The 26,248-nt window shown below is 51.8% G+C and carries 22 protein-coding genes; 13 read left to right on the plus strand and 9 right to left on the minus strand.

Features of this window, described 5'->3' with window-relative positions:
• Positions 1 to 57: 57 nt before the first annotated feature.
• The 5 genes from ftsZ to mutT all read left to right on the plus strand — a co-directional run bounded on the left by ftsZ (position 58) and on the right by mutT (position 6,194).
• Positions 58 to 1,209 carry a cell division protein FtsZ gene (ftsZ, locus tag QUF14_RS00505; protein ID WP_000462776.1) on the plus strand — a complete coding sequence of 384 codons (1,152 nt, stop codon included), beginning with the start codon at positions 58 to 60 and terminating at the stop codon, positions 1,207 to 1,209.
• 100 nt (positions 1,210 to 1,309) lie between these two features.
• Positions 1,310 to 2,227, plus strand: coding sequence for a UDP-3-O-acyl-N-acetylglucosamine deacetylase (gene lpxC, locus QUF14_RS00510; protein WP_000595482.1), 918 nt, complete (start codon positions 1,310 to 1,312; stop codon positions 2,225 to 2,227).
• Between the two features lie 230 nt (positions 2,228 to 2,457).
• On the plus strand, positions 2,458 to 2,970 hold the full coding sequence (secM, locus tag QUF14_RS00515) for a secA translation cis-regulator SecM (RefSeq protein WP_000014320.1): 513 nt from the start codon (positions 2,458 to 2,460) through the stop codon (positions 2,968 to 2,970).
• Positions 2,971 to 3,031: 61 nt separating this feature from the next.
• Positions 3,032 to 5,737 carry a preprotein translocase subunit SecA gene (secA, locus tag QUF14_RS00520; protein ID WP_000905780.1) on the plus strand — a complete coding sequence of 902 codons (2,706 nt, stop codon included), beginning with the start codon at positions 3,032 to 3,034 and terminating at the stop codon, positions 5,735 to 5,737.
• Positions 5,738 to 5,795: 58 nt separating this feature from the next.
• The gene (gene mutT / locus QUF14_RS00525) at positions 5,796 to 6,194 is read left to right on the plus strand and encodes an 8-oxo-dGTP diphosphatase MutT (protein ID WP_000736034.1); all 399 of its coding nucleotides are present in this window, start codon (positions 5,796 to 5,798) and stop codon (positions 6,192 to 6,194) included.
• A gap of 201 nt (positions 6,195 to 6,395) precedes the next feature.
• On the opposite strand, the gene yacG is transcribed toward mutT, so the two are convergent.
• The 3 genes from yacG to coaE are packed head-to-tail and all read right to left on the minus strand — an operon-like array spanning position 6,396 to position 7,966.
• Entirely contained in the window at positions 6,396 to 6,593 is a 198-nt protein-coding gene (gene yacG, locus QUF14_RS00530; protein ID WP_000005042.1) for a DNA gyrase inhibitor YacG, read from the minus strand.
• A gap of 9 nt (positions 6,594 to 6,602) precedes the next feature.
• Complete coding sequence (gene zapD, locus QUF14_RS00535; protein ID WP_001194744.1) at positions 6,603 to 7,346, minus strand: cell division protein ZapD; 744 nt, start codon at positions 7,344 to 7,346, stop codon at positions 6,603 to 6,605.
• Complete coding sequence (gene coaE, locus QUF14_RS00540) at positions 7,346 to 7,966, minus strand: dephospho-CoA kinase (RefSeq protein WP_001269518.1); 621 nt, start codon at positions 7,964 to 7,966, stop codon at positions 7,346 to 7,348. Before coaE ends, zapD begins: the two co-directional genes overlap by 1 nt.
• 24 nt (positions 7,967 to 7,990) lie before the next feature.
• Between coaE and QUF14_RS00545 the strand changes: the two genes are divergently transcribed.
• The gene (locus tag QUF14_RS00545; RefSeq protein ID WP_120795372.1) at positions 7,991 to 8,035 is read left to right on the plus strand and encodes a protein YacM; all 45 of its coding nucleotides are present in this window, start codon (positions 7,991 to 7,993) and stop codon (positions 8,033 to 8,035) included.
• 155 nt (positions 8,036 to 8,190) lie between these two features.
• Positions 8,191 to 9,234 carry a GMP reductase gene (gene guaC / locus QUF14_RS00550; RefSeq protein WP_001217338.1) on the plus strand — a complete coding sequence of 348 codons (1,044 nt, stop codon included), beginning with the start codon at positions 8,191 to 8,193 and terminating at the stop codon, positions 9,232 to 9,234.
• A 34-nt stretch (positions 9,235 to 9,268) separates the two neighbouring features.
• On the opposite strand, the gene hofC is transcribed toward guaC, so the two are convergent.
• The 4 genes from hofC to nadC all read right to left on the minus strand — a co-directional run bounded on the left by hofC (position 9,269) and on the right by nadC (position 13,392).
• Positions 9,269 to 10,471 (minus strand): protein transport protein HofC, encoded by a 1,203-nt coding sequence (gene hofC, locus QUF14_RS00555; RefSeq protein WP_000157294.1) that lies wholly within the window; start codon positions 10,469 to 10,471, stop codon positions 9,269 to 9,271.
• The gene (gspE, locus tag QUF14_RS00560) at positions 10,461 to 11,846 is read right to left on the minus strand and encodes a type II secretion system protein GspE (RefSeq protein ID WP_100733637.1); all 1,386 of its coding nucleotides are present in this window, start codon (positions 11,844 to 11,846) and stop codon (positions 10,461 to 10,463) included. The genes hofC and gspE overlap by 11 nt, the downstream gene beginning before the upstream one ends.
• A 9-nt stretch (positions 11,847 to 11,855) precedes the next feature.
• A complete protein-coding gene (ppdD, locus tag QUF14_RS00565) occupies positions 11,856 to 12,296 on the minus strand; it encodes a prepilin peptidase-dependent pilin (protein WP_000360904.1) in 441 nt (146 codons plus the stop codon).
• A gap of 202 nt (positions 12,297 to 12,498) precedes the next feature.
• Positions 12,499 to 13,392 (minus strand): carboxylating nicotinate-nucleotide diphosphorylase, encoded by an 894-nt coding sequence (gene nadC / locus QUF14_RS00570; protein ID WP_001135153.1) that lies wholly within the window; start codon positions 13,390 to 13,392, stop codon positions 12,499 to 12,501.
• Positions 13,393 to 13,479: 87 nt separating this feature from the next.
• Between nadC and ampD the strand changes: the two genes are divergently transcribed.
• Together ampD and ampE are read left to right on the plus strand one after the other, a co-directional pair.
• On the plus strand, positions 13,480 to 14,031 hold the full coding sequence (gene ampD / locus QUF14_RS00575) for a 1,6-anhydro-N-acetylmuramyl-L-alanine amidase AmpD (protein ID WP_000923731.1): 552 nt from the start codon (positions 13,480 to 13,482) through the stop codon (positions 14,029 to 14,031).
• Entirely contained in the window at positions 14,028 to 14,882 is an 855-nt protein-coding gene (ampE, locus tag QUF14_RS00580; RefSeq protein WP_000172005.1) for a beta-lactamase regulator AmpE, read from the plus strand. The genes ampD and ampE overlap by 4 nt, the downstream gene beginning before the upstream one ends.
• 42 nt (positions 14,883 to 14,924) lie before the next feature.
• Here the strand turns inward: ampE and aroP are convergent, their stop codons facing one another.
• Entirely contained in the window at positions 14,925 to 16,298 is a 1,374-nt protein-coding gene (aroP, locus tag QUF14_RS00585) for an aromatic amino acid transporter AroP (RefSeq protein ID WP_000969912.1), read from the minus strand.
• Between the two features lie 541 nt (positions 16,299 to 16,839).
• On the opposite strand from aroP, the gene pdhR reads away from it, so the two are divergent.
• From pdhR to lpdA, 4 genes are all read left to right on the plus strand, one after another.
• A complete protein-coding gene (pdhR, locus tag QUF14_RS00590; protein WP_000331776.1) occupies positions 16,840 to 17,604 on the plus strand; it encodes a pyruvate dehydrogenase complex transcriptional repressor PdhR in 765 nt (254 codons plus the stop codon).
• 160 nt (positions 17,605 to 17,764) lie between these two features.
• The gene (gene aceE / locus QUF14_RS00595) at positions 17,765 to 20,428 is read left to right on the plus strand and encodes a pyruvate dehydrogenase (acetyl-transferring), homodimeric type (RefSeq protein ID WP_000003821.1); all 2,664 of its coding nucleotides are present in this window, start codon (positions 17,765 to 17,767) and stop codon (positions 20,426 to 20,428) included.
• 14 nt (positions 20,429 to 20,442) lie between these two features.
• Positions 20,443 to 22,335 carry a pyruvate dehydrogenase complex dihydrolipoyllysine-residue acetyltransferase gene (gene aceF / locus QUF14_RS00600; protein WP_000963545.1) on the plus strand — a complete coding sequence of 631 codons (1,893 nt, stop codon included), beginning with the start codon at positions 20,443 to 20,445 and terminating at the stop codon, positions 22,333 to 22,335.
• A gap of 324 nt (positions 22,336 to 22,659) precedes the next feature.
• Entirely contained in the window at positions 22,660 to 24,084 is a 1,425-nt protein-coding gene (lpdA, locus tag QUF14_RS00605; protein WP_000102485.1) for a dihydrolipoyl dehydrogenase, read from the plus strand.
• 69 nt (positions 24,085 to 24,153) lie between these two features.
• Here lpdA and QUF14_RS00610 read toward each other — a convergent pair whose 3' ends face one another.
• Positions 24,154 to 26,004, minus strand: a complete 1,851-nt coding sequence (locus tag QUF14_RS00610; protein ID WP_100733636.1) for a DUF3300 domain-containing protein — start codon at positions 26,002 to 26,004, stop codon at positions 24,154 to 24,156.
• Positions 26,005 to 26,248 lie beyond the last annotated feature (244 nt).

A 26,248-nucleotide genomic window follows, 5' to 3' on the forward strand; every position in this document is an offset into this window, starting at 1 on the left:
TTATGAGGTCGACGATAATTACGGCCTCAGGCGACAGGCACAAATCGGAGAGAAACTATGTTTGAACCAATGGAACTTACCAATGACGCGGTGATTAAAGTCATCGGCGTCGGCGGCGGCGGCGGTAATGCTGTTGAACACATGGTGCGCGAGCGCATTGAAGGTGTTGAATTCTTCGCGGTAAATACCGATGCACAAGCGCTGCGTAAAACAGCGGTTGGACAGACGATTCAAATCGGTAGCGGTATCACCAAAGGACTGGGAGCTGGCGCAAATCCAGAAGTTGGCCGTAATGCGGCTGATGAGGATCGCGATGCACTGCGTGCGGCGCTGGAAGGTGCAGACATGGTCTTTATTGCTGCGGGTATGGGTGGTGGTACCGGTACTGGTGCAGCACCAGTTGTCGCTGAAGTGGCAAAAGATTTGGGGATCCTGACCGTTGCTGTCGTGACTAAGCCTTTCAACTTTGAAGGCAAGAAGCGTATGGCATTCGCTGAGCAGGGGATCACTGAACTGTCCAAGCATGTGGACTCTCTGATCACTATCCCTAACGACAAACTGCTGAAAGTCTTGGGCCGCGGTATCTCCCTGCTGGATGCATTTGGCGCAGCGAACGATGTACTGAAAGGTGCTGTGCAAGGTATCGCTGAACTGATTACTCGTCCAGGCCTGATGAACGTGGACTTTGCAGACGTACGTACCGTAATGTCTGAAATGGGCTACGCAATGATGGGGTCTGGTGTGGCGAGCGGCGAAGACCGTGCGGAAGAAGCTGCTGAAATGGCTATCTCCTCTCCGCTGCTGGAAGATATCGACCTGTCTGGCGCACGCGGCGTGCTGGTTAACATCACGGCGGGCTTCGACCTGCGTCTGGATGAGTTCGAAACGGTAGGTAACACCATCCGTGCATTTGCATCCGACAACGCAACTGTGGTTATCGGTACTTCTCTTGACCCGGATATGAATGACGAGCTGCGCGTAACCGTTGTTGCGACAGGTATCGGTATGGACAAACGTCCTGAAATCACCCTGGTGACCAATAAGCAGGTTCAGCAGCCAGTGATGGATCGCTACCAGCAGCACGGGATGGCACCGCTGACTCAGGAGCAGAAACCGGTTGCTAAAGTCGTGAATGACAACGCACCGCAAACTGCGAAAGAGCCGGATTATCTGGATATCCCAGCATTCCTGCGTAAGCAAGCTGATTAAGAATTGACTGGAATTTGGGTTTCGAGGCTCTTTGTGCTAAACTGGCCCGCCGAATGTATAGTACACTTCGGTTGGATAGGTAATTTGGCGAGATAATACGATGATCAAACAAAGGACACTTAAACGTATCGTTCAGGCGACGGGTGTCGGTTTACATACCGGCAAGAAAGTCACCCTGACGTTACGCCCTGCGCCGGCCAACACCGGGGTCATCTATCGTCGCACCGACTTGAATCCACCGGTAGATTTCCCGGCCGATGCCAAATCTGTGCGTGATACCATGCTCTGTACGTGTCTGGTCAACGAGCATGATGTACGGATTTCAACCGTAGAGCACCTCAATGCTGCTCTCGCGGGCCTGGGCATCGATAACATTGTTATCGAAGTTAACGCGCCGGAAATCCCGATCATGGACGGCAGCGCCGCTCCGTTTGTATACCTGCTGCTTGACGCCGGTATCGACGAGTTGAACTGCGCCAAGAAATTTGTTCGCATCAAAGAGACTGTTCGTGTCGAAGATGGCGATAAGTGGGCTGAATTTAAGCCGTACAATGGTTTTTCGCTGGATTTCACCATCGATTTTAACCATCCGGCTATTGATTCCAGCAACCAGCGCTATGCGATGAACTTCTCCGCTGATGCGTTTATGCGCCAGATCAGCCGTGCGCGTACGTTCGGTTTCATGCGTGATATCGAATATCTGCAGTCCCGTGGTTTGTGCCTGGGCGGCAGCTTCGATTGTGCCATCGTTGTTGACGATTATCGCGTACTGAACGAAGACGGCCTGCGTTTTGAAGACGAATTTGTGCGTCACAAAATGCTCGATGCGATCGGTGACTTGTTCATGTGTGGTCACAATATTATTGGTGCATTTACCGCTTATAAATCTGGTCATGCACTGAATAACAAACTGCTGCAGGCTGTCCTTGCAAAACAGGAAGCCTGGGAATATGTGACCTTCCAGGACGACGCAGAACTGCCGTTGGCCTTCAAAGCGCCTTCAGCCGTACTGGCATAACGACATTTATACTGTCGTATAAAATTCGACTGGCAAATCTGGCACTCTCTCCGGCCAGGTGAACCGGTCGTTTTTTTTTGAATTTTATAAGAACGATAAAAAACGGTGCGAACGCTGTTTTCTTAAGCACTTTTACGCACAACTTATCTTCATTCGTGCTGTGGACTTCAGGCTTTAATGATAAGATTTGTGCGCTAAATACGTTTGAATACGATCGGGATGGCAATAACGTGAGTGGAATACTGACGCGCTGGCGACAGTTTGGTAAACGCTACTTCTGGCCGCATCTCTTATTAGGGATGGTCGCGGCGAGTTTAGGTTTGCCTGCGCTCAGCAACGCCGCCGAACCAAACGCGCCCGCAAAAGCGACAACCCGCAACCACGAGCCTTCAGCCAAAGTTAACTTTGGTCAATTGGCCTTGCTGGAAGCGAACACGCGCCGCCCGAATTCGAACTATTCCGTTGATTACTGGCATCAACATGCCATTCGCACGGTAATCCGTCATCTTTCCTTCGCAATGGCACCGCAAACGCTGCCCGTTGCTGAAGAATCTTTGCCTCTTCAGGCGCAACATCTTGCATTACTGGATACGCTCAGCGCGCTGTTGACCCAGGAAGGCACGCCGTCTGAAAAGGGTTATCGCATTGATTATGCGCATTTTACCCCGCAAGCAAAATTCAGCACGCCCGTCTGGATAAGCCAGGCGCAAGGTATCCGTGCTGGCCCTCAACGCCTCAGCTAACAACAATAAACTTTTATTTCATTTTATTGACTCCGCAACACGGGGCGTTTGAGATTTTATTATGCTAATCAAATTATTAACTAAAGTTTTCGGTAGTCGTAACGATCGCACCCTGCGCCGGATGCGCAAAGTCGTCAACATTATCAATGCCATGGAACCGGAGATGGAAAAACTCTCCGACGAAGAACTTAAAGGGAAAACTGCAGAGTTTCGTGCACGTCTGGAAAAAGGTGAGGTGCTGGAAAATCTGATTCCGGAAGCTTTTGCCGTGGTGCGTGAAGCAAGTAAGCGCGTCTTTGGCATGCGTCACTTCGACGTTCAGTTGCTCGGTGGTATGGTTCTTAATGAACGTTGCATCGCAGAAATGCGTACCGGGGAAGGTAAAACCCTAACCGCAACGCTGCCTGCTTACCTGAACGCATTAACCGGTAAGGGGGTACACGTTGTTACCGTCAACGATTACCTGGCGCAACGTGACGCCGAAAACAACCGTCCGTTGTTTGAATTCCTCGGCCTGACAGTCGGCATTAACCTGCCGGGCATGCCAGCACCGGCAAAGCGCGAAGCTTACGCAGCTGACATCACTTACGGTACAAACAACGAATACGGCTTTGACTACCTGCGCGACAACATGGCATTCAGCCCTGAAGAACGTGTACAACGTAAACTGCACTATGCGCTGGTGGACGAAGTGGACTCCATCCTCATCGATGAAGCGCGTACACCGCTGATCATTTCCGGCCCGGCTGAAGACAGCTCGGAAATGTATAAACGCGTGAATAAAATTATTCCGCACCTGATCCGTCAGGAAAAAGAAGACTCCGAAACCTTCCAGGGCGAAGGCCACTTCTCGGTGGACGAAAAATCTCGCCAGGTGAACCTGACCGAACGTGGTCTGGTGCTGATTGAAGAACTGCTGGTGAAAGAAGGCATCATGGATGAAGGGGAGTCTCTGTACTCTCCGGCCAACATCATGCTGATGCACCACGTAACGGCGGCGCTGCGCGCTCATGCGCTGTTTACCCGAGACGTCGACTACATCGTTAAAGATGGTGAAGTTATCATCGTTGATGAACACACCGGTCGTACCATGCAGGGACGTCGTTGGTCCGATGGCCTGCATCAGGCAGTGGAAGCGAAAGAAGGTGTACAGATCCAGAACGAAAACCAGACGCTGGCGTCGATCACCTTCCAGAACTACTTCCGTTTGTATGAAAAACTGGCGGGCATGACCGGTACTGCAGATACCGAAGCTTTCGAATTTAGCTCAATCTACAAACTGGATACCGTTGTTGTTCCAACCAACCGTCCGATGATTCGTAAAGATCTGCCAGATCTGGTCTATATGACTGAAGCGGAAAAAATCCAGGCGATCATCGAAGATATCAAAGAGCGTACTGCGAAGGGCCAGCCAGTGCTGGTGGGTACTATCTCCATCGAAAAATCGGAATTGGTGTCAAACGAGCTGACCAAAGCCGGTATCAAACACAACGTTCTGAACGCCAAATTCCACGCTAACGAAGCAGCGATTGTTGCACAAGCGGGTTATCCGGCGGCGGTGACTATCGCGACTAACATGGCGGGTCGTGGTACAGATATTGTGCTCGGTGGTAGCTGGCAGGCAGAAGTTGCCGCGCTGGAAAATCCGACCGCAGAGCAAATTGAAAAAATCAAAGCCGACTGGCAGGTGCGTCACGATGCGGTACTGGCTGCAGGTGGTCTGCATATCATCGGTACAGAACGTCACGAATCTCGTCGTATCGATAACCAGTTGCGCGGTCGCTCTGGTCGTCAGGGGGATGCTGGTTCTTCCCGTTTCTATCTGTCGATGGAAGATGCGCTGATGCGTATTTTTGCTTCCGACCGAGTATCCGGCATGATGCGTAAACTGGGTATGAAGCCAGGCGAAGCCATTGAACACCCGTGGGTGACCAAAGCGATTGCCAACGCCCAGCGTAAAGTTGAAAGCCGTAACTTCGACATTCGTAAGCAACTGCTGGAATATGATGACGTGGCTAACGATCAGCGTCGCGCCATTTACTCCCAGCGTAACGAACTGCTGGATGTCAGCGATGTGAGTGAAACCATCAACAGCATTCGTGAAGATGTGTTCAAAGCGACCATTGATGCCTACATTCCGCCGCAGTCGCTGGAAGAAATGTGGGATATTCCGGGGCTGCAGGAACGTCTGAAGAACGATTTCGACCTCGATTTGCCGATTGCCGAGTGGCTGGACAAAGAGCCAGAACTGCATGAAGAGACGCTGCGTGAGCGTATTCTGGCGCAGTCCATCGAAGTGTATCAGCGTAAAGAAGAAGTGGTTGGCGCTGAGATGATGCGTCACTTCGAGAAAGGCGTCATGCTGCAAACGCTTGACTCCCTGTGGAAAGAGCACCTGGCGGCGATGGATTATCTGCGTCAAGGTATCCACCTGCGTGGCTATGCACAGAAAGATCCGAAGCAGGAATACAAACGTGAATCGTTCTCCATGTTTGCAGCGATGCTGGAGTCGTTGAAATATGAAGTTATCAGCACGCTGAGCAAAGTTCAGGTACGTATGCCTGAAGAGGTTGAGGAGCTGGAACAACAGCGTCGTATGGAAGCCGAGCGTTTAGCGCAAATGCAGCAGCTTAGCCATCAGGATGACGACTCTGCAGCCGCAGCTGCACTGGCGGCACAAACCGGTGAACGCAAAGTTGGACGTAATGATCCTTGCCCGTGCGGTTCTGGTAAAAAATACAAGCAGTGCCACGGTCGCCTGCAATAAAGCTAACAGTTGAAGTAAAAGGCGCAGGATTCTGCGCCTTTTTTATAGGTTTAAGACAATGAAAAAGCTGCAAATTGCGGTAGGTATTATTCGCAACGAGAACAATGAAATCTTTATAACCCGTCGCGCCGCAGATGCGCACATGGCGAATAAACTGGAGTTTCCTGGCGGTAAAATTGAAATGGGCGAAACGCCGGAACAGGCGGTGGTGCGTGAACTTCAGGAAGAAGTCGGGATTACCCCACAACATTATTCGCTATTTGAAAAACTGGAATATGAATTCCCGGACAGGCATATAACTCTGTGGTTCTGGCTGGTCGAAAGCTGGGAAGGGGAGCCGTGGGGTAAAGAAGGGCAACCCGGTGAGTGGATGTCGCTGGTTGGTCTGAATGCCGATGATTTTCCGCCAGCCAATGAACCGGTACTTGCGAAGCTTAAGCGTGTGTATGTCGGATAGGCGTTTATGCCGCATCCAACATTTGCACAAGATGCCCGATGCGACGCTGGCGCGTCTTATCAGCATCTACAATTTTAACACGTTGATATGTAAGGTCTTGTAGGTCGGATAAGGCGTTCCCGCCGCATCCGACATTTGCACACGATGCCTGATGCGACGCTGCCCGCGTCTTATCAGGCCAGCGTCGCATCAGATAAAATGTCACTGCTTTGGCTCTTCGCTCCAGTCATCGCTTTCGGAAAGATCGCCACTGCTGGGGATTCGTTTTTCTTCAGCAGCCCATTCTCCGAGGTCGATCAGCTGGCAACGTTTGGAACAAAATGGCCGAAACGGGCTGATTTCACCCCACACCACCGTTTTCCCGCAGGTTGGGCAATTCACCGTAATAGTTTCTGACATTTTTACTCCTTAGCAACAGGCCAGTTCGAAATCCAGACGTTCCGGTACCTGTCCGTTTTCACTGTCCAGCGGCATAAAACGAATGGCAAAACGGCTCTTATGACCGGAAATTTGCGGATAAAGCTGTGAATCGAGTGACAGATTCAGGCGCAGCAAGTCGGCATCGCCACCGTTATCCTGATAAAAACCATTCAGGCTGGTTTGTTTACGGAAGGGGGCCGACTGGCGAATTAAATCCAGCACCATGGTAAGTGCCTGGGTGAGCGGGTTCAGGCTGGCAATCCAGGTTTCTACCTGGCTGTCGCGCTGCGCCTGGGGTAGATGCAGCCAAATGTGCAATGTAGGTAAATCAAAGCTACAACAGCCGCCTGGGATGCTCAGTCGCTGACGCACCAGGGCAATCAAACGATCTTCACGCAGAAATTGCCCGATACGCGGCGCGGATATTAACACGCTACCCGCCGCTTTTAACTGCTGAATTAATGCTTCAATGCGGCTCTGGTCAACGCCAGGCACGCCAATCCAGGTCTGGAGTTTGCGCTGCTGGCGGTCAAGTTCTTTCAACAGCTCAGTACGGACTTCGCCGCGCTCGAAAACATCCAGTAATTCACTGACATTGCGGAACAAATGCAGCGCGCCAGCGTAGTCAACGACGGGCAAATTTACGGTGAGTTGTTGAATTAAAAACTCAATGCGCAGCCATGTACGCATTTTTTCATTTAGTGGATGTTCAAAAAGGACCTGGGTCTGCATTACGTTTTTTCCTGTGAGACAAACTGCGACGCAAGCTGCAAATAGTGTGCGTGCAGGCGGGCAACATCCGATGCGATAGCATCCGGTGCGCCGTTATTATCAATGACGTCATCTGCCACGGCAAGGCGAGCTTCGCGCGGTGCCTGAGCAGCAAGGATTTGTTCGACATGCTCGCGAGTGACATCATCGCGCTGCATGGTGCGCTTAAGTTGCGTTTCTGGGCTGACATCCACCACCAGCACTCGATTCGCTTTTTTATACAGTGAGTTTTCTACCAGCAATGGCACAACCCACAGTACATAGGGGGAAGTTGCTTGCTGGATCTGGTGTTGCGTCTCTTGCTGAATCAGCGGATGCAGCAGGGCGTTAAGCCAGTTTTTCTCTTCCGGGTTGGCGAAAATCCGCTCGCGCAAGGCCCGGCGCTGCAATGTTCCATCAGCAGCAATCATGTTAGCGCCAAAGTGATCAGCAATGGCATGTAGCGCAGGTGCACCTGGTTCAACCACCTGACGCGCAATAATATCGGCATCAATGACGTTAATTCCGAGATCAGCAAACGCATTGGCAACGGTACTCTTGCCACTGCCAATGCCTCCCGTTAAGGCAACTATATACCTCATAATTTATATTCCCGGGAATTCATCATGATTATCAAAACGTTAAAAATGAGCGCACGAAAGCGAAATTGATGAAACGTTTGCTCACTATTTACCAGGTAAATTTATGGGATTGTAGCGTAAAAAAAGACAATTTCGCAGTCTTGCGCCGCATTGATTAGTGCGTATGATAGCGTCACTGGAGTTGCGCTCTTACCCTTATAGCCATTAACCCCAGGAATCCGCACATGCGTATTGAAGAAGATCTGAAGTTAGGTTTTAAAGACGTTCTCATCCGCCCTAAACGCTCCACTCTTAAAAGCCGTTCCGATGTTGAACTGGAACGTCAATTCACCTTCAAACATTCAGGTCAGAGCTGGTCCGGCGTGCCGATTATCGCCGCAAATATGGACACCGTAGGCACATTTTCTATGGCCTCTGCGCTGGCTTCTTTTGATATTCTGACTGCTGTGCATAAACACTATTCTGTCGAAGAGTGGCAAGCGTTTATCAACAATTCTTCCGCTGATGTGCTGAAACATGTGATGGTTTCTACCGGTACGTCTGATGCGGATTTCGAAAAAACTAAACAGATTCTCGACCTGAACCCGGCATTAAACTTCGTTTGTATTGATGTGGCGAATGGTTATTCTGAACACTTCGTGCAGTTCGTTGCGAAAGCGCGTGAAGCGTGGCCGACCAAAACCATTTGTGCTGGCAACGTCGTGACAGGTGAAATGTGTGAGGAGCTTATCCTCTCCGGTGCTGATATCGTTAAAGTTGGCATTGGCCCAGGTTCTGTTTGTACAACTCGCGTCAAAACAGGCGTCGGTTATCCGCAACTTTCTGCGGTGATCGAATGTGCCGATGCTGCGCATGGTCTGGGCGGAATGATCGTCAGCGACGGTGGCTGCACCACGCCGGGCGATGTCGCGAAAGCCTTTGGCGGCGGTGCCGATTTCGTCATGCTTGGCGGCATGCTGGCGGGCCACGAAGAGAGCGGCGGTCGCATCGTTGAGGAGAACGGCGAGAAATTTATGCTGTTCTACGGCATGAGCTCCGAGTCTGCGATGAAACGTCACGTTGGCGGCGTTGCGGAATATCGCGCAGCAGAAGGTAAAACCGTTAAGCTGCCGCTGCGAGGCCCGGTTGAAAATACCGCGCGTGATATTTTGGGCGGCCTGCGTTCAGCTTGTACATACGTTGGGGCTTCACGTCTGAAAGAGCTGACCAAGCGCACCACGTTTATCCGTGTACAGGAACAAGAAAACCGCATCTTCAACAATCTGTAATCTCCCAATGCTGGCGTGGAGTAACACGCCAGCGTTATCCCATCCCACTCATCGCATCGCCTAAATGGAAAATTGGCAAATACATTGCCACCACTAGCGTACCGATAATTCCTCCCGTTATGACCAGCAACACCGGTTCGAGCAAGGCTGCAAGGTTATCCGCCAGCGCTATGGTATTATCCCGATGATGACGGGCGAGGTTGCCTAACATGAGATCCAGCGAACCGGATGCCTCTCCTGTTCTCACTAATTGCAAACAGAGCGGGCTAAACTCACCGGCATTTTTTAGCGCCAGCCAGATGGGATGACCGTTACTGATATCGTGCTGGATTTGTGTCAGAAGTTGCTCCCAATACGGACAGCGCATTGTTGCTCTGACGCTCTCTAAGCCCTGTAAAAAAGTAATGCCTGCACTTTGTGTCAGCGCCAGGATCGTAAAGATCTGCGTGAGTTTTTGTCCTCGCATCAGTGAACCCATAATTGGGATGCGTAACAGTGATTTTTGCCTCACGATGAGCCAGGTCGGGCGGCGCACCAGCAACTTATTGGCTATTGCCAGCAGTAAGCCGAACAACAGCAGCAGCCAGCCCCATTCGCCACTAAAGTCTGCCAGCGTCATGATCCCCTGCGTTAGCGCCGGTAATGGGGTGTTAAAGGTCTTGTAGATAGCAGCAAACTCCGGCAGTACAAAATGCAGCATTGCCACAACCACCATGATTGCCATCGCTAAAATGATGATGGGATAACGCAACGCTGATTTCACTTTATCGGCTAACTGACGTTGGGCTTTTTGCTGTCGAGCAAGTTCAAAGCAACATTCATCTAACTTACCAGTCAATTCCCCCGTGCGGATCATTGCCTGATAGAGCGGCGGAAATACCTCTGACCAGGGTAATAAGGCATTGGAAAAAGCAATGCCCTGTTCGAGATCGTGCGCCAGCGATTGCAGCAACGCTTGCCATTGCTTACTGGGATGCTGTTCCGCCAGCAGTGCCAGCCCTTCAGAAAGCGTTAACCCGGCTTTGAGTAGCGTCGCCAGTTGATGAATGACTTCCGCGCTTTTATCTCCTCGCCACTGCGCAGAATTGATGGCGATTCGCTTCAGGCTAAGTGGGGTAACCATCTGTTGCTGTAGTGCTATGAGCAGCAAAGCACGGCTCTCTGCCCATAGCATCCCATCTTGTGCATTGCCGTCGCTGGTTATGCCACGCCAGCGCCAGAGTTGCTTACTCGCCATATGGCATTCCCAATACGCGGATTAACTCTTCAAAGGTGGTTAAGCCTTGCTCCACGGCCAGGCAGCCGTTTTCAAAAAGCGTTCGCATACCCGCCTGTCGGGCGTGCGTTTCCAGCGATTCAACGTCGGTATTAGCGGAAATAAGCTGACGTATGACCGGTGTTATGGGCAGAACTTCAAATAAGGCCGTGCGACCATAAAAACCGTGGTAGCAATGTACACAACCGGGTGCTTGCCAGCGGGGCAGCGGCGACGGCCATACATTGTCTGGAATATGGATGGGCTCCCCTTGCTGCAGGCGACAATGTGGGCAAAGTTTACGTACCAGACGCTGGGCTATTACCAGCGTAAGCGCCGATGAGAGCATCCAGCGGGCGACTCCCATTTGCTGTAAACGTACCAGCGTTTCAGTGGTGGAATTGGTGTGTAGGGTAGACAACACCAGGTGACCGGTTTGCGCCGCTTTAATAGCGATCTCTGCTGTTTCGCCATCGCGGATCTCTCCGATCATGATGACGTCAGGGTCCTGGCGCAATAACGCACGCAAAACGCCCTGAAAGGTAAGACCGGCACGCGGATGGATTTGCGTCTGGTTTAGTCCGGCTATGGGGATCTCAACCGGATCTTCGACGCTACAAATATTAATGTCAGCGGTATTCAGCGTTTGCAGGGCACTATAAAGCGTGACCGTTTTGCCGCTGCCTGTAGGGCCAGTTACCAGCACCAGTCCCTGTGGTTGTTGCAAGGCATGAGCAAAGTCCGCCAGTTGTAACGGCTGCATCCCCAGCGTGTTGATATCCAGTGCCTGGCTCACCTGCTGTAACAACCTTAATACCACCTTTTCACCACCCTGGCATGGTAAGGTCGCAATACGAAATGAGACGGCGTTTCCTGCCAGTTCGACAGTGAATTGCCCGTCCTGCGGCAGGCGATGTTCCGCAATATCCAGGTTGCCCAGCACTTTTAATCTGGCGGTTAATGCGACTCCGGCATCCGGTAAAATATCCGGTAAAGGATGCAATACACCGTCGATACGCAAGCGGATGCGGTAGGCATTGTCCGCTGGTTCGATATGAATATCAGACGCGCGTTGTTCCAGCGCAGATTGTAACGTTCGAGTCAGCAACTCTGCTTTGGGCTGATGCTTCTCATGAATAGCTACGGGCAATGTCTGTTGGGTGCGACTGGCGTGACCTTCCATTTGTTGGCGCGTCCAGCAGGTGATCTCAATACGTTTGGTGGTAGCGAAATGCAATGCGTCCAGTAGCTCATGCGAAGGGGCATCGACCACCGCAACATGAACCACCTCTTCGCTGGCATCCAGCAAGACTCCCTGATAACGCAGACACAGGGCGGTGAGCTGTGGAATATTCATTGCCGCTCCTTAGTTGGCGTCATCAAAGCGAAAGACATCTTCGCAGGCTTGCTGCAATGCGCTGTCACTTTGAATATTGCAGTTGCGCGTCCAGCCGGTGACGCCGTTTGCGTTATCCCAACCCGGTGTCATGACGACGCTTAGCCCATTGAGACTTTCTTGCCCGGTCAGCGACACCACGCCCTTTGCCACACTCATGGCTGAAACATAGCGGGTGGTGGTAGGCGAGGGAATGCCATTGCTGCCACCGTCGCAGGTATCTAATCCACCATGTTCCAGCGCGCACAACTCTACGGCGGTACGGTAAGGCACAAAGGTTTGTAGCATGTCGGTGAGTGCGGCTTTGCGCAGGTAGTTTTGATAAGCGGGGATACCAATGGCGCTTAAAATGGCAATGATGCCAATAACCACCATCAGTTCGATAAGTGTAAAACCGCGTTGCTTGTCCATTTGTTTCGCTCCTTGATTTGGTTGGCGCTACTTTGGCAAACGCCATCAGCACAAGCGAGGGGCAAAAAACGAAACGGGAAAGCAGCTTCCGGAGTTTTTTATTACGTTGCAGCGAAAGACAAGAAATTTGCGAGGCGTTACGAAGATAGTTGGGAAAGGGGAGATTATCCGCCCGCGATGGAGCGGATAAATCTGTCAGCAATCAGCGAAAACGCATTGAAAGGTCGAGTGCCTGTACGTGTTTAGTTAGCGCACCGACGGAGATAAAGTCCACGCCCGTTTCGGCAAATTCGCGCAGTGTTTTGTCAGTGACGTTGCCAGACACTTCCAGTAGCGCCTTGCCGTTGGTGCGTTTGACGGCTTCGCGCATCTGTTCTGTTTCGAAGTTATCCAGCATGATGATATCGGCACCTGCTTTCAGGGCTTCATCAAGTTCTTCCAGATTCTCTACTTCGACTTCTACTGGCGCATCTGGGTGCAGCCAGGACGCTTTTTCGACCGCCTGGCGCACTGAGCCGGAGGCAATAATATGGTTTTCTTTGATCAGGAAGGCATCAGAAAGCCCCAGGCGGTGATTCGCTCCGCCGCCGCAAAGTACCGCGTATTTCAGAGCTGAACGCAGGCCGGGTAAGGTTTTGCGCGTATCCAACAACTGCGTGTTGGTGCCCTCCAGTAATTCGACATAGTGGCGTACCTTACTGGCAACCCCTGAAAGGGTTTGCACAAAATTAAGTGCAGTGCGTTCGCCCGTTAACAGCACGCGGGATGGGCCTTCAAGTTCGAACAAGGGTTCATTGGCGTTGATGACATCGCCGTCATCCACATGCCAGATTATGGTGACATCGTCGCCTGCCAGTTGAATAAACACCTCTTCAACCCAGCGTTTGCCGCAAAATACGCCATTCTCGCGTGTGATCACTGTGGCATGAGAGCGAGAGTTTTCCGGTAAAAGTTTTGCCGTAATGTCATTGTTGGCATCGACTGTTCCGCCTAAATCTTCCCGCAGCGCCTGGGCCACCGCGCCGGGGATATCGAGATTAATGCGTTCCAGCAGCTCGTCACGTCGGGTGTCAGGGTTATAGCGGCGAGGCGGCATGTTAAAACTCCAGATAGCTAACGAATCATAAGGTAGAAACATGCTACTCTGAACCGGGTATTAGCACCACATATAAGGAGATCCTGCATGTTGTTAGAACAGGGGTGGCTGGTTGGCGCGCGCCGCGTTCCCTCACCACATTACGATTGCCGCCCGGATGACGAAACACCCACCCTGCTGGTGGTGCACAATATTAGCCTGCCGCCAGGCGAGTTTGGCGGTCCGTGGATCGACGCATTATTCACTGGAACTATTGATCCGCAGGCACATCCTTTCTTTGCTGAGATCGCCCATTTGCGCGTCTCCGCTCACTGTTTGATTCGCCGCGATGGTGAAATAGTCCAGTATGTTCCTTTCGATAAACGTGCCTGGCATGCCGGAGTCTCTCAGTATCAGGGGCGCGAACGCTGCAATGATTTTTCTATTGGGATTGAGCTGGAAGGCACCGATACGCTGGCGTATACCGATGAGCAGTATCAACAACTGGCAGCGGTTACGCGGGTGTTGATTGATTGCTATCCGGATATCGCTAATAACATGACGGGCCATTGTGATATTGCGCCGGATCGGAAAACCGATCCCGGTCCTGCATTTGATTGGGCACGGTTTCGTGCGCTGGTCAGCAAGGAGACAACATGACGCTATTTACAACCTTACTGGTGTTAATTTTCGAGCGCCTGTTTAAGTTGGGCGAGCACTGGCAGCTTGATCATCGTCTTGAAGCGTTCTTTCGGCGGGTGAAACATTTTTCTCTCGGGCGCACATTAGGCATGACCATTATTGCGATGGGCGTGACTTTTTTACTGTTACGCGCATTGCAGGGAGTATTGTTCAACGTTCCCACGCTGCTGGTGTGGCTGCTGATTGGTTTGCTGTGTATTGGCGCAGGTAAAGTTCGTCTTCATTATCATGCTTATCTGACAGCTGCTTCACGTAATGATAGCCATGCCCGTGCCACGATGGCTGGCGAACTCACCATGATTCACGGCGTCCCGGCAGGCTGCGATGAACGTGAGTATTTGCGTGAGCTGCAAAATGCATTGCTGTGGATTAACTTTCGTTTTTATCTTGCTCCGTTGTTCTGGCTGATTGTGGGGGGAACCTGGGGACCCGTTACGCTGATGGGGTATGCGTTTTTGCGTGCATGGCAATACTGGCTGGCGCGTTACCAGACGCCGCATCATCGTTTACAGTCCGGCATTGATGCCGTGCTTCATGTACTGGATTGGGTGCCGGTTCGTCTTGCGGGTGTGGTATATGCCTTGATCGGTCATGGTGAGAAAGCGTTACCGGCCTGGTTTGCTTCGCTGGGTGATTTCCATACTTCGCAATATCAGGTATTAACGCGTCTGGCACAGTTCTCTCTGGCGCGTGAACCGCATGTCGATAAGGTGGAGACGCCAAAGGCAGCGGTTTCAATGGCGAAGAAAACCTCGTTCGTGGTCGTGGTGGTAATTGCGCTACTGACGATTTACGGAGCGTTGGTGTAAAGATTATTGCCCTCACCCTGCACGGGTGAGGGCATAGAGAGATTAATGCGCTTTTACGGCTTTGGCGGTTTTCTCTTTAAACAGATAGCCGATACCTAACACGATCAGCCATACCGGGATCAGGTATACCGAAATCGCCATTCCTGGGGTCATCAGCATAATCACCAGTACCGCCGCCATAAACAGCAGGCAGATCCAGTTACCCAGCGGATAAAGCAGAGCAGGGAAGCGAGTTACCACGCCTTGTTCCTGCTTGGCGCGACGGAATTTCATATGCGCCAGGCTGATCATCGCCCAGTTGATCACGAGAGCAGATACTACCAGCGCCATTAACAGTCCGAATGCGGATTCCGGTGCAAGGTAGTTAATCAGCACGCACAATGCCGTAACCAGCGCAGACACCAGAATAGTGTTAACCGGTACACCGCGTTTGTCGACAGACGCCAGCGCTTTTGGCGCGTTGCCCTGTTGTGCCAGACCAAACAGCATACGGCTGTTGCAATATACGCAGCTGTTGTACACGGAGAGCGCAGCAGTCAGTACTACGATGTTTAGCGCATTCGCCACAAAGGTATCGCCCAATTCGTGGAAGATCAGTACAAACGGACTGGTATCAGCGGTAACGCGGGTCCATGGCATCAGGGAGAGCAGGACGGCTAATGAACCAATGTAGAAAATCAGGATGCGGTAGATAACCTGGTTAGTCGCTTTTGGAATGCTTTGCTCCGGGTTATCAGCTTCTGCTGCGGTGATCCCCACCAGTTCCAGACCGCCGAAAGAGAACATGATAATCGCCATCATCATCACCAGTCCGGTAAAGCCGTGCGGCAGGAAACCACCCTGATCCCACAGGTTGCTAACACTCGCCTGCGGTCCGCCGTTGCCGCTGAATAGCAGCCAGCCGCCGAAGATGATCATCGCCACCACTGCGATAACTTTGATAATGGCAAACCAGAACTCCATCTCGCCAAACACTTTTACGTTTGTCAGGTTGATGGCGTTGATCACCACAAAGAACACGGCGGCAGAAACCCAGGTGGGGATTTCCGGATACCAGAACTGAATGTATTTACCCACGGCAGTCAGCTCTGCCATGGCAACTAAAACGTACAGTACCCAGTAGTTCCAGCCAGAAGCGAAACCGGCAAAGCTACCCCAGTATTTATAAGCAAAGTGGCTAAAGGAGCCTGCGACAGGTTCTTCGACCACCATTTCACCTAGCTGACGCATGATCAGAAAGGCGATAAAACCAGCAATGGCGTAACCCAGGATAATCCCTGGCCCTGCGGACTGTATTACGGAGGCGCTACCCAGAAATAGCCCGGTCCCTATCGCGCCACCCAGCGCGATAAGCTGAATATGGCGGTTTTTAAGGCCGCGCTTTAGCTGCTCGCCGTGCTGTTGACCTTCCATCATGAAACCTCGTGCGGTGATTGTTTTTTTGATCTACGCAGTGATGCGTGTGTAAGTTTGCAATTCCGTTTGTTGTATTAATTTGTTTACATCAAAGTTGTTTGAATTGTTACAAAAAGACTTCCGTCAGATCAAGAATAATGGTATGCGCCTGCGAATGCACCCGCTTTATGCATGGTTGAAGATGAGTTGCTTAAAAAGGAACCGTTTGTAAATGGCAGCCTAAAAACCCCTCAACATACAAAATGAATATAAATTCAATTTTATTGAATTAAAAACCGAAAAATTGGTAAGTGAATCGGTTCAATTTGGATTTTTTATAGTTTAATAATCGTTAAAAAAAACCTTTCCTACGTAAAGTCTACATTTGTGCATAGTTACAACTTTGAAACGTTATATATGTCAACTTGTTAAAATGTGCACAGTTTCATGATTTCAATCAAAACCTGTATGGACATGAGGTGAATACTTTGTTACTTTAGCGTCACAGACATGAAATTGGTAAGACCAATTGACTTCGGCAAGTGGCTTAAGACAGGAACTCATGGCCTACAGCAAAATCCGCCAACCAAAACTCTCCGATGTGATTGAGCAGCAACTGGAGTTTTTGATCCTCGAAGGCACACTCCGCCCGGGCGAAAAACTCCCACCGGAACGCGAACTGGCGAAACAGTTCGACGTCTCCCGTCCCTCCTTGCGTGAGGCGATTCAACGTCTCGAAGCAAAGGGCTTGTTGCTTCGTCGCCAGGGTGGCGGCACTTTTGTTCAGAGCAGCCTCTGGCAAAGTTTCAGCGATCCGCTGGTGGAGCTGCTCTCCGACCATCCTGAATCACAGTATGACTTGCTCGAAACACGACACGCCCTGGAAGGTATCGCCGCCTATTACGCCGCGCTGCGTAGTACCGATGAAGACAAGGAACGCATCCGTGAACTCCACCACGCCATAGAGCTGGCGCAGCAGTCTGGCGATCTGGACGCGGAATCAAACGCCGTCCTCCAGTATCAGATTGCCGTCACCGAAGCAGCCCACAATGTAGTTCTGCTTCATCTGCTAAGGTGTATGGAGCCGATGTTGGCTCAGAATGTCCGTCAGAACTTCGAATTGCTCTATTCGCGTCGCGAGATGCTGCCGCTGGTGAGTAGTCACCGCACTCGCATATTCGAAGCGATTATGGCCGGTAAGCCGGAAGAAGCGCGCGAAGCATCGCATCGCCATCTGGCCTTTATCGAAGAAATTTTGCTCGACAGAAGCCGTGAAGAGAGCCGCCGTGAGCGTTCTCTGCGTCGTCTGGAACAACGAAAGAATTAGTGATTTTTCTGGTAAAAATTATCCAGAAGATGTTGTAAATCAAGCGCATATAAAAGCGCGGCAACTAAACGTAGAACCTGTCTTATTGAGCTTTCCTGCGAGAGTTCAATGGGACAGGTTCCAGAAAACTCAACGTTATTAGATAGATAAGGAATAACCCATGTCAGAACGTTTCCCAAATGACGTGGATCCGATCGAAACTCGCGACTGGCTCCAGGCGATCGAATCGGTCATCCGTGAAGAAGGTGTTGAGCGTGCTCAGTATCTGATCGACCAACTGCTTGCTGAAGCCCGCAAAGGCGGTGTCAACGTAGCCGCAGGCACCGGTATCAGCAACTACATCAACACCATCCCCGTTGAAGAACAACCGGAGTATCCGGGTAATCTGGAACTGGAACGCCGTATTCGTTCAGCTATCCGCTGGAACGCCATCATGACGGTTCTGCGTGCGTCGAAAAAAGACCTCGAACTGGGCGGCCACATGGCGTCCTTCCAGTCGTCCGCAACCATTTATGATGTGTGCTTTAACCACTTCTTCCGTGCGCGCAACGAGCAGGATGGCGGCGACCTGGTTTACTTCCAGGGCCACATCTCCCCGGGCGTTTACGCACGTGCTTTCCTGGAAGGTCGTCTGACTCAAGAGCAGCTGGATAACTTCCGTCAGGAAGTTCACGGCAATGGCCTCTCTTCCTATCCGCACCCGAAACTGATGCCGGAATTCTGGCAGTTCCCGACCGTATCTATGGGTCTGGGTCCGATTGGTGCTATTTACCAGGCTAAATTCCTGAAATATCTGGAACACCGTGGCCTGAAAGATACTTCTAAACAGACCGTTTACGCCTTCCTCGGCGACGGCGAGATGGACGAACCAGAATCCAAAGGTGCGATCACCATCGCTACCCGTGAAAAACTGGATAACCTGGTCTTCGTTATCAACTGTAACCTGCAGCGTCTTGACGGCCCGGTCACCGGTAACGGCAAGATCATCAACGAACTGGAAGGCATCTTCGAAGGTGCTGGCTGGAACGTGATCAAAGTGATGTGGGGTAGCCGTTGGGATGAGCTGCTGCGTAAAGATACCAGCGGTAAACTGATCCAGCTGATGAACGAAACCGTTGACGGCGACTACCAGACCTTCAAATCGAAAGATGGTGCGTACGTTCGTGAACACTTCTTCGGTAAATATCCGGAAACCGCAGCTCTGGTTGCAGACTGGACTGATGAGCAGATCTGGGCGCTGAACCGTGGTGGTCACGATCCGAAGAAAATCTACGCTGCATTCAAGAAAGCGCAGGAAACCAAAGGCAAAGCGACAGTAATCCTTGCTCATACCATTAAAGGTTACGGCATGGGCGACGCAGCTGAAGGTAAAAACATCGCGCACCAGGTTAAGAAAATGAACATGGACGGCGTGCGTCATATCCGCGACCGTTTCAATGTGCCGGTGTCTGATGCTGATATCGAAAAACTGCCGTACATCACCTTCCCGGAAGGTTCTGAAGAGCATACCTATCTGCACGCTCAGCGTCAGAAATTGCACGGTTATCTGCCAAGCCGCCAGCCGAACTTCACCGAGAAGCTGGAGCTGCCGAGCCTGCAAGACTTCGGCGCGCTGCTGGAAGAGCAGAGCAAAGAGATCTCTACCACTATCGCTTTCGTTCGTGCCCTGAACGTGATGCTGAAGAACAAGTCGATCAAAGATCGTCTGGTGCCGATCATCGCCGACGAAGCGCGTACTTTCGGTATGGAAGGTCTGTTCCGTCAGATTGGTATTTACAGCCCGAACGGTCAGCAGTACACCCCGCAGGACCGCGAGCAGGTTGCTTACTATAAAGAAGACGAGAAAGGTCAGATTCTGCAAGAAGGGATCAACGAGCTGGGCGCAGGTTGCTCCTGGCTGGCAGCGGCGACCTCTTACAGCACCAACAATCTGCCGATGATTCCGTTCTACATCTATTACTCGATGTTCGGCTTCCAGCGTATCGGCGATCTGTGCTGGGCTGCTGGCGACCAGCAGGCACGTGGCTTCCTGATCGGCGGTACTTCCGGTCGTACCACCCTGAACGGCGAAGGTCTGCAGCACGAAGATGGTCACAGCCACATTCAGTCGCTGACTATCCCGAACTGTATTTCTTACGACCCGGCTTACGCTTACGAAGTTGCTGTCATCATGCATGATGGTCTGGAGCGTATGTACGGTGAGAAACAAGAGAACGTTTACTACTACATCACTACGCTGAACGAAAACTACCACATGCCGGCAATGCCGGAAGGTGCTGAGGAAGGTATCCGTAAAGGTATCTACAAACTCGAAACCATTGAAGGTAGCAAAGGTAAAGTTCAGCTGCTCGGCTCCGGTTCTATCCTGCGTCACGTCCGTGAAGCGGCAGAGATCCTGGCGAAAGATTACGGCGTAGGTTCTGACGTATATAGCGTGACATCCTTCACCGAACTGGCGCGTGATGGTCAGGATTGTGAGCGCTGGAACATGCTGCACCCGCTGGAAACTCCGCGCGTTCCGTATATCGCTCAGGTGATGAACGACGCTCCGGCAGTGGCATCTACCGACTATATGAAACTGTTCGCTGAGCAAGTCCGTACTTACGTACCGGCTGACGACTACCGCGTACTGGGTACTGATGGCTTCGGTCGTTCCGACAGCCGTGAGAACCTGCGTCACCACTTCGAAGTTGATGCTTCTTATGTCGTGGTTGCGGCGCTGGGCGAACTGGCTAAACGTGGCGAAATCGATAAGAAAGTGGTTGCTGACGCAATCGCCAAATTCAACATCGATGCAGAAAAAGTTAACCCGCGTCTGGCGTAAGAGGTAAAAGAATAATGGCTATCGAAATCAAAGTACCGGACATCGGGGCTGATGAAGTTGAAATCACCGAGATCCTGGTCAAAGTGGGCGACAAAGTTGAAGCCGAACAGTCGCTGATCACCGTAGAAGGCGACAAAGCCTCTATGGAAGTACCGTCTCCGCAGGCGGGTATCGTTAAAGAGATCAAAGTCTCTGTTGGCGATAAAACCCAGACCGGCGCACTGATTATGATTTTCGATTCCGCCGACGGTGCAGCTGACGCTGCACCTGCTCAGGCAGAAGAGAAGAAAGAAGCAGCTCCGGCAGCAGCACCCGCGGCTGCGGCGGCAAAAGACGTAAATGTTCCGGATATCGGCAGCGATGAAGTCGAAGTGACCGAAATCCTGGTGAAAGTGGGCGACAAAGTTGAAGCTGAACAGTCGCTGATCACCGTAGAAGGCGACAAGGCTTCTATGGAAGTTCCGGCTCCGTTTGCAGGCACCGTGAAAGAGATCAAAGTGACCGTGGGTGACAAAGTGTCTACCGGCTCGCTGATTATGGTCTTCGAAGTCGCGGGTGAAGCAGGCGCGGCAGCTCCGGCGGCTAAACAGGAAGCGGCTCCGGCAGCGGCCCCTGCACCAGCGGCTGGCGTGAAAGAAGTTAACGTTCCGGATATCGGCGGTGACGAAGTTGAAGTGACCGAAGTGATGGTGAAAGTGGGCGACAAAGTTGCCGCTGAACAGTCACTGATCACCGTAGAAGGCGATAAAGCTTCTATGGAAGTTCCGGCTCCGTTTGCAGGCGTCGTGAAGGAACTGAAAGTCAACGTTGGCGACAAAGTGAAAACTGGCTCGCTGATTATGATCTTCGAAGTTGAAGGCGCAGCACCTGCGGCAGCTCCTGCGAAACAGGAAGCGGCAGCGCCGGCTCCGGCAGCAAAAGCTGAAACTCCGGCAGCAGCACCGGCTGCGAAAGCAGAAGGCAAATCTGAGTTTGCTGAAAACGACGCTTACGTTCACGCGACTCCGCTGATCCGCCGTCTGGCACGCGAATTTGGCGTTAACCTGGCGAAAGTGAAGGGCACTGGCCGTAAAGGTCGTATCCTGCGCGAAGACGTTCAGGCTTACGTGAAAGAAGCGATCAAACGTGCAGAAGCGGCTCCGGCGGCAACTGGCGGCGGTATCCCTGGCATGCTGCCGTGGCCGAAGGTGGACTTCAGCAAGTTTGGTGAAATCGAAGAAGTGGAACTGGGCCGCATCCAGAAAATCTCTGGTGCGAACCTGAGCCGTAACTGGGTGATGATCCCGCATGTTACTCACTTCGACAAAACCGATATCACTGAGCTGGAAGCGTTCCGTAAACAGCAGAACGAAGAAGCAGCGAAACGTAAGCTGGATGTGAAGATAACCCCAGTTGTCTTCATCATGAAAGCCGTTGCTGCGGCACTTGAGCAGATGCCTCGCTTCAACAGTTCTCTGTCGGAAGACGGTCAGCGTCTGACCCTGAAGAAATACATCAACATCGGTGTGGCGGTGGATACCCCGAACGGCCTGGTTGTTCCGGTATTCAAAGACGTCAACAAGAAAGGCATCATCGAGCTGTCTCGCGAGCTGATGACTATTTCTAAGAAAGCGCGTGACGGTAAGCTGACTGCGGGCGAAATGCAGGGCGGTTGCTTCACCATCTCCAGCATCGGCGGCCTGGGTACTACCCACTTCGCGCCGATTGTGAACGCGCCGGAAGTGGCTATCCTAGGCGTTTCCAAGTCCGCGATGGAGCCGGTGTGGAATGGTAAAGAGTTCGTGCCGCGTCTGATGCTGCCGATTTCTCTCTCCTTCGACCACCGCGTGATCGACGGTGCTGATGGTGCCCGTTTCATTACCATCATTAACAACACGCTGTCTGACATTCGCCGTCTGGTGATGTAAGTAAAAGAGCCGGCCCAACGGCCGGCTTTTTTCTGGTAATCTCATGAATGTATTGAGGTTATTAGCGAATAGACAAATCGGTTGCCGTTTGTTGTTTAAAAATTGTTAACAATTTTGTAAAATACCGACGGATAGAACGACCCGGTGGTGGTTAGGGTATTACTTCACATACCCTATGGATTTCTGGGTGCAGCAAGGTAGCAAGCGCCAGAATCCCCAGGAGCTTACATAAGTAAGTGACTGGGGTGAGGGCGTGAAGCTAACGCCGCTGCGGCCTGAAAGACGACGGGTATGACCGCCGGAGATAAATATATAGAGGTCATGATGAGTACTGAAATCAAAACTCAGGTCGTGGTACTTGGGGCAGGCCCCGCAGGTTACTCCGCTGCCTTCCGTTGCGCTGATTTAGGTCTGGAAACCGTAATCGTAGAACGCTACAACACCCTCGGCGGTGTTTGCCTGAACGTCGGCTGTATCCCTTCTAAAGCACTGCTGCACGTAGCAAAAGTTATCGAAGAAGCCAAAGCGCTGGCTGAACACGGTATCGTCTTCGGCGAACCGAAAACCGATATCGACAAGATTCGTACCTGGAAAGAGAAAGTGATCAATCAGCTGACCGGTGGTCTGGCTGGTATGGCGAAAGGCCGCAAAGTCAAAGTGGTCAACGGTCTGGGTAAATTCACCGGGGCTAACACCCTGGAAGTGGAAGGTGAGAACGGCAAAACCGTGATCAACTTCGACAACGCGATCATTGCAGCGGGTTCTCGCCCGATCCAACTACCGTTTATTCCGCATGAAGATCCGCGTATCTGGGACTCCACTGACGCGCTGGAACTGAAAGAAGTACCAGAACGCCTGCTGGTAATGGGTGGTGGTATCATCGGTCTGGAAATGGGGACCGTATACCACGCGCTGGGTTCACAGATTGACGTGGTTGAAATGTTCGACCAGGTTATCCCGGCAGCTGACAAAGACATCGTTAAAGTCTTCACCAAGCGTATCAGCAAGAAATTCAACCTGATGCTGGAAACCAAAGTTACCGCCGTTGAAGCGAAAGAAGACGGTATCTATGTGACGATGGAAGGTAAAAAAGCACCGGCTGAACCGCAGCGTTACGACGCCGTACTGGTAGCGATTGGTCGTGTCCCGAACGGTAAAAACCTCGACGCAGGCAAAGCAGGCGTGGAAGTGGACGACCGTGGTTTCATCCGCGTTGATAAACAGCTGCGTACCAACGTACCGCACATCTTTGCTATCGGCGATATCGTCGGTCAGCCGATGCTGGCACACAAAGGTGTTCACGAAGGTCACGTTGCCGCTGAAGTTATTGCCGGTAAGAAACACTACTTCGATCCGAAAGTTATCCCGTCTATCGCCTATACCGAACCAGAAGTTGCATGGGTGGGTCTGACCGAGAAAGAAGCGAAAGAGAAAGGCATCAGCTATGAAACCGCCACCTTCCCGTGGGCTGCTTCTGGTCGTGCTATCGCTTCCGACTGCGCAGACGGTATGACCAAGCTGATTTTCGACAAAGAATCTCACCGTGTGATCGGTGGTGCGATTGTCGGTACTAACGGCGGCGAACTGCTGGGTGAAATCGGCCTTGCAATCGAAATGGGTTGTGATGCTGAAGACATCGCACTGACCATCCATGCGCACCCGACTCTGCACGAGTCTGTGGGCCTGGCGGCAGAAGTGTTCGAAGGTAGCATTACCGACCTGCCGAACCCGAAAGCGAAGAAGAAGTAATTTTTCGTTTGCCGGAACATCCGGCAATTAAAAAAGCGGCTAACCACGCCGCTTTTTTACGTCTGCAATTTACCTTTCCAGTCTTCTTGCTCCACGCTCAGACAGCCGTTCGCGTACTGCTGACCGTTGCTCGTTATTCAGCCTGGCAGTATGGTTACTGTCGTTTAGACGTTGTGGGCGGCTCTCCTGAACTTTCTCCCGAAAAACCTGACGTTGTTCAGGTGATGCTGATTGAACACGCTGGCGGGCGTTATCACGTTGCTGTTGGTTCTGTGGGCGCTGCTGTACTTTTTCCTTAAATACCTGGCGCTGCTCAGGCGAGGCAGACTGAATACGCTCACGCGCTGCCTCTCTTCGCTGCTGGTTCTGTGGGTTAGTCTGCATTTTCTCGCGAACCGCCTGACGCTGCTCAGGCGAGGCAGACTGAATACGCTCACGCGCTGCCTCTCTTCGCTGCTGGTTCTGTGGGTTAGTCTGCATTCTCTCGCGGACTGCCTGGCGCTGCTCAGGAGAGGCCGACTGATAACGCTGACGAGCGGCGTCCTTTTGTTGCTGGGTCAGTGGTTGGCGACGGCTGAAGTCGCGGAAGTCGTCATAGCTCCCATAGTGTTCAGCTTCATTAAACCGCTGTGCCGCTGCCTGACTTTGGGTATCTCGCGTAATGACGGGTGTGGCGTGTGTTCGTTGCTGAAACTGACTTGCTGCCGCCTGACGCTGGCTGTCGAGTGTTGGAGCAGGTAACTGCGTGGCGCTCATGCCGCCGTTGACATCGGTTTGGTGAAACCGCTTTGCCATATCCTGATCATGATAGGGCACACCATTACGGTAGTTTGGATTGTGCCGCCATGCCATATTCTTATCAGTAAGATGCTCACCGGTGATACGGTTGAAATTGTTGACGTTGATATTGATGTTGTCGCCGTTGTGTTGCCTGCCATTACCGTCACGATGACTGCCATCGTGGTGGTGATAATCATCATCGTCATGATGATGGTCATGATCGTCGTCATCCCAGTCGATGCTGCTGAATAGTGCGTATGTAGTAGCAACGCCCATGCTATAGCCGAATCCGCGCACAAAGCTGTCAACAAACGGTTCTCCGGCTGGTGGTGGCAGATAAACCGGCGGATACGCAGTATTGGCCCAGTTCCCGTAAACCACGGTTGGGTTGTAGTTGGGAATATAGACCACATCAGGGGTGGCGGGCTCAATGGAAATGACGGTTGTTGCAGGCTCTGTAATGACAGGGTTGGCAGTTGTAACGGTATTGGATGGTATGACGGGAGCCGTGACTGTCTGTTTTACCGGTATAGCTTTCTTCGTTGTGGTAATAACTTTCTGTTCGGTTGATGACTTCAGCGAGCCGGTTTGTTGCGCCAGTTGCCGCAACCGCTGTACCGAGTCCATCACGTCCTGCGGCTGCGCCAGAAAAGCATCGCCCAGGTTTTGCACCCATTGCGGGTTTTCGCCCATCAACGCCATCAACTGTGGAAAGGCTACCAGTGATTTGACGCTGGCGTCCCACGGCTGGTCAGATACCGCCTGAATAGCAGCATCGCCTTGTTTAAGTGGATTATCGTGCGACCATTGCACTGCTTGCGCAACGTTTGCCGGATAGGTTGATGCCATTAACACTTGTGAAAGCAAAGAGTCGGGGTACAGCGCGACAGGTGCAACCCATTGATCTATTTGCGCAGTGCTGAATGCGGTTTTAACGACGGCGGGCGTTACGGGCGGTGCGGAAACCGTTGCAGGAAGCGTAACTGCGGTGATGTCAGGCGCAGCCAGTTGTGTCGATTGCGCTTCCACAGGCGCTTCCACTGTGCGGCTTTTTATATATAGCCCGGCAGAGGCGGCACAAAGCCCGGCACTGCAAATTAGCGCCAGCACATGGGGTTTAAACGGCAAAGTCATTTTCATAATTCGGATCTCAAGGAAATCGCAATGGTCGGCGAACTGCCACCCGCAGGTGCTGTGAATCCGAGTATAAAGAGGCGGTAGTTTAAATTTTGACTAATCTTGGGTTTTGTTGAGAAAGGTGATTATCACCATGCGAATTAACGAGGTTTTTACGGAGGGAAACAATCTCTAGACTATCCTTAACGATTCAGCCACTTTTTTATGTTGCTTTTTTGTAAACAGATTAACACATCGTCAAAATCCT

It is taken from the genome of Escherichia sp. HH091_1A (genome assembly GCF_030295175.1).
Lineage (GTDB): Bacteria > Pseudomonadota > Gammaproteobacteria > Enterobacterales > Enterobacteriaceae > Escherichia > Escherichia coli_F.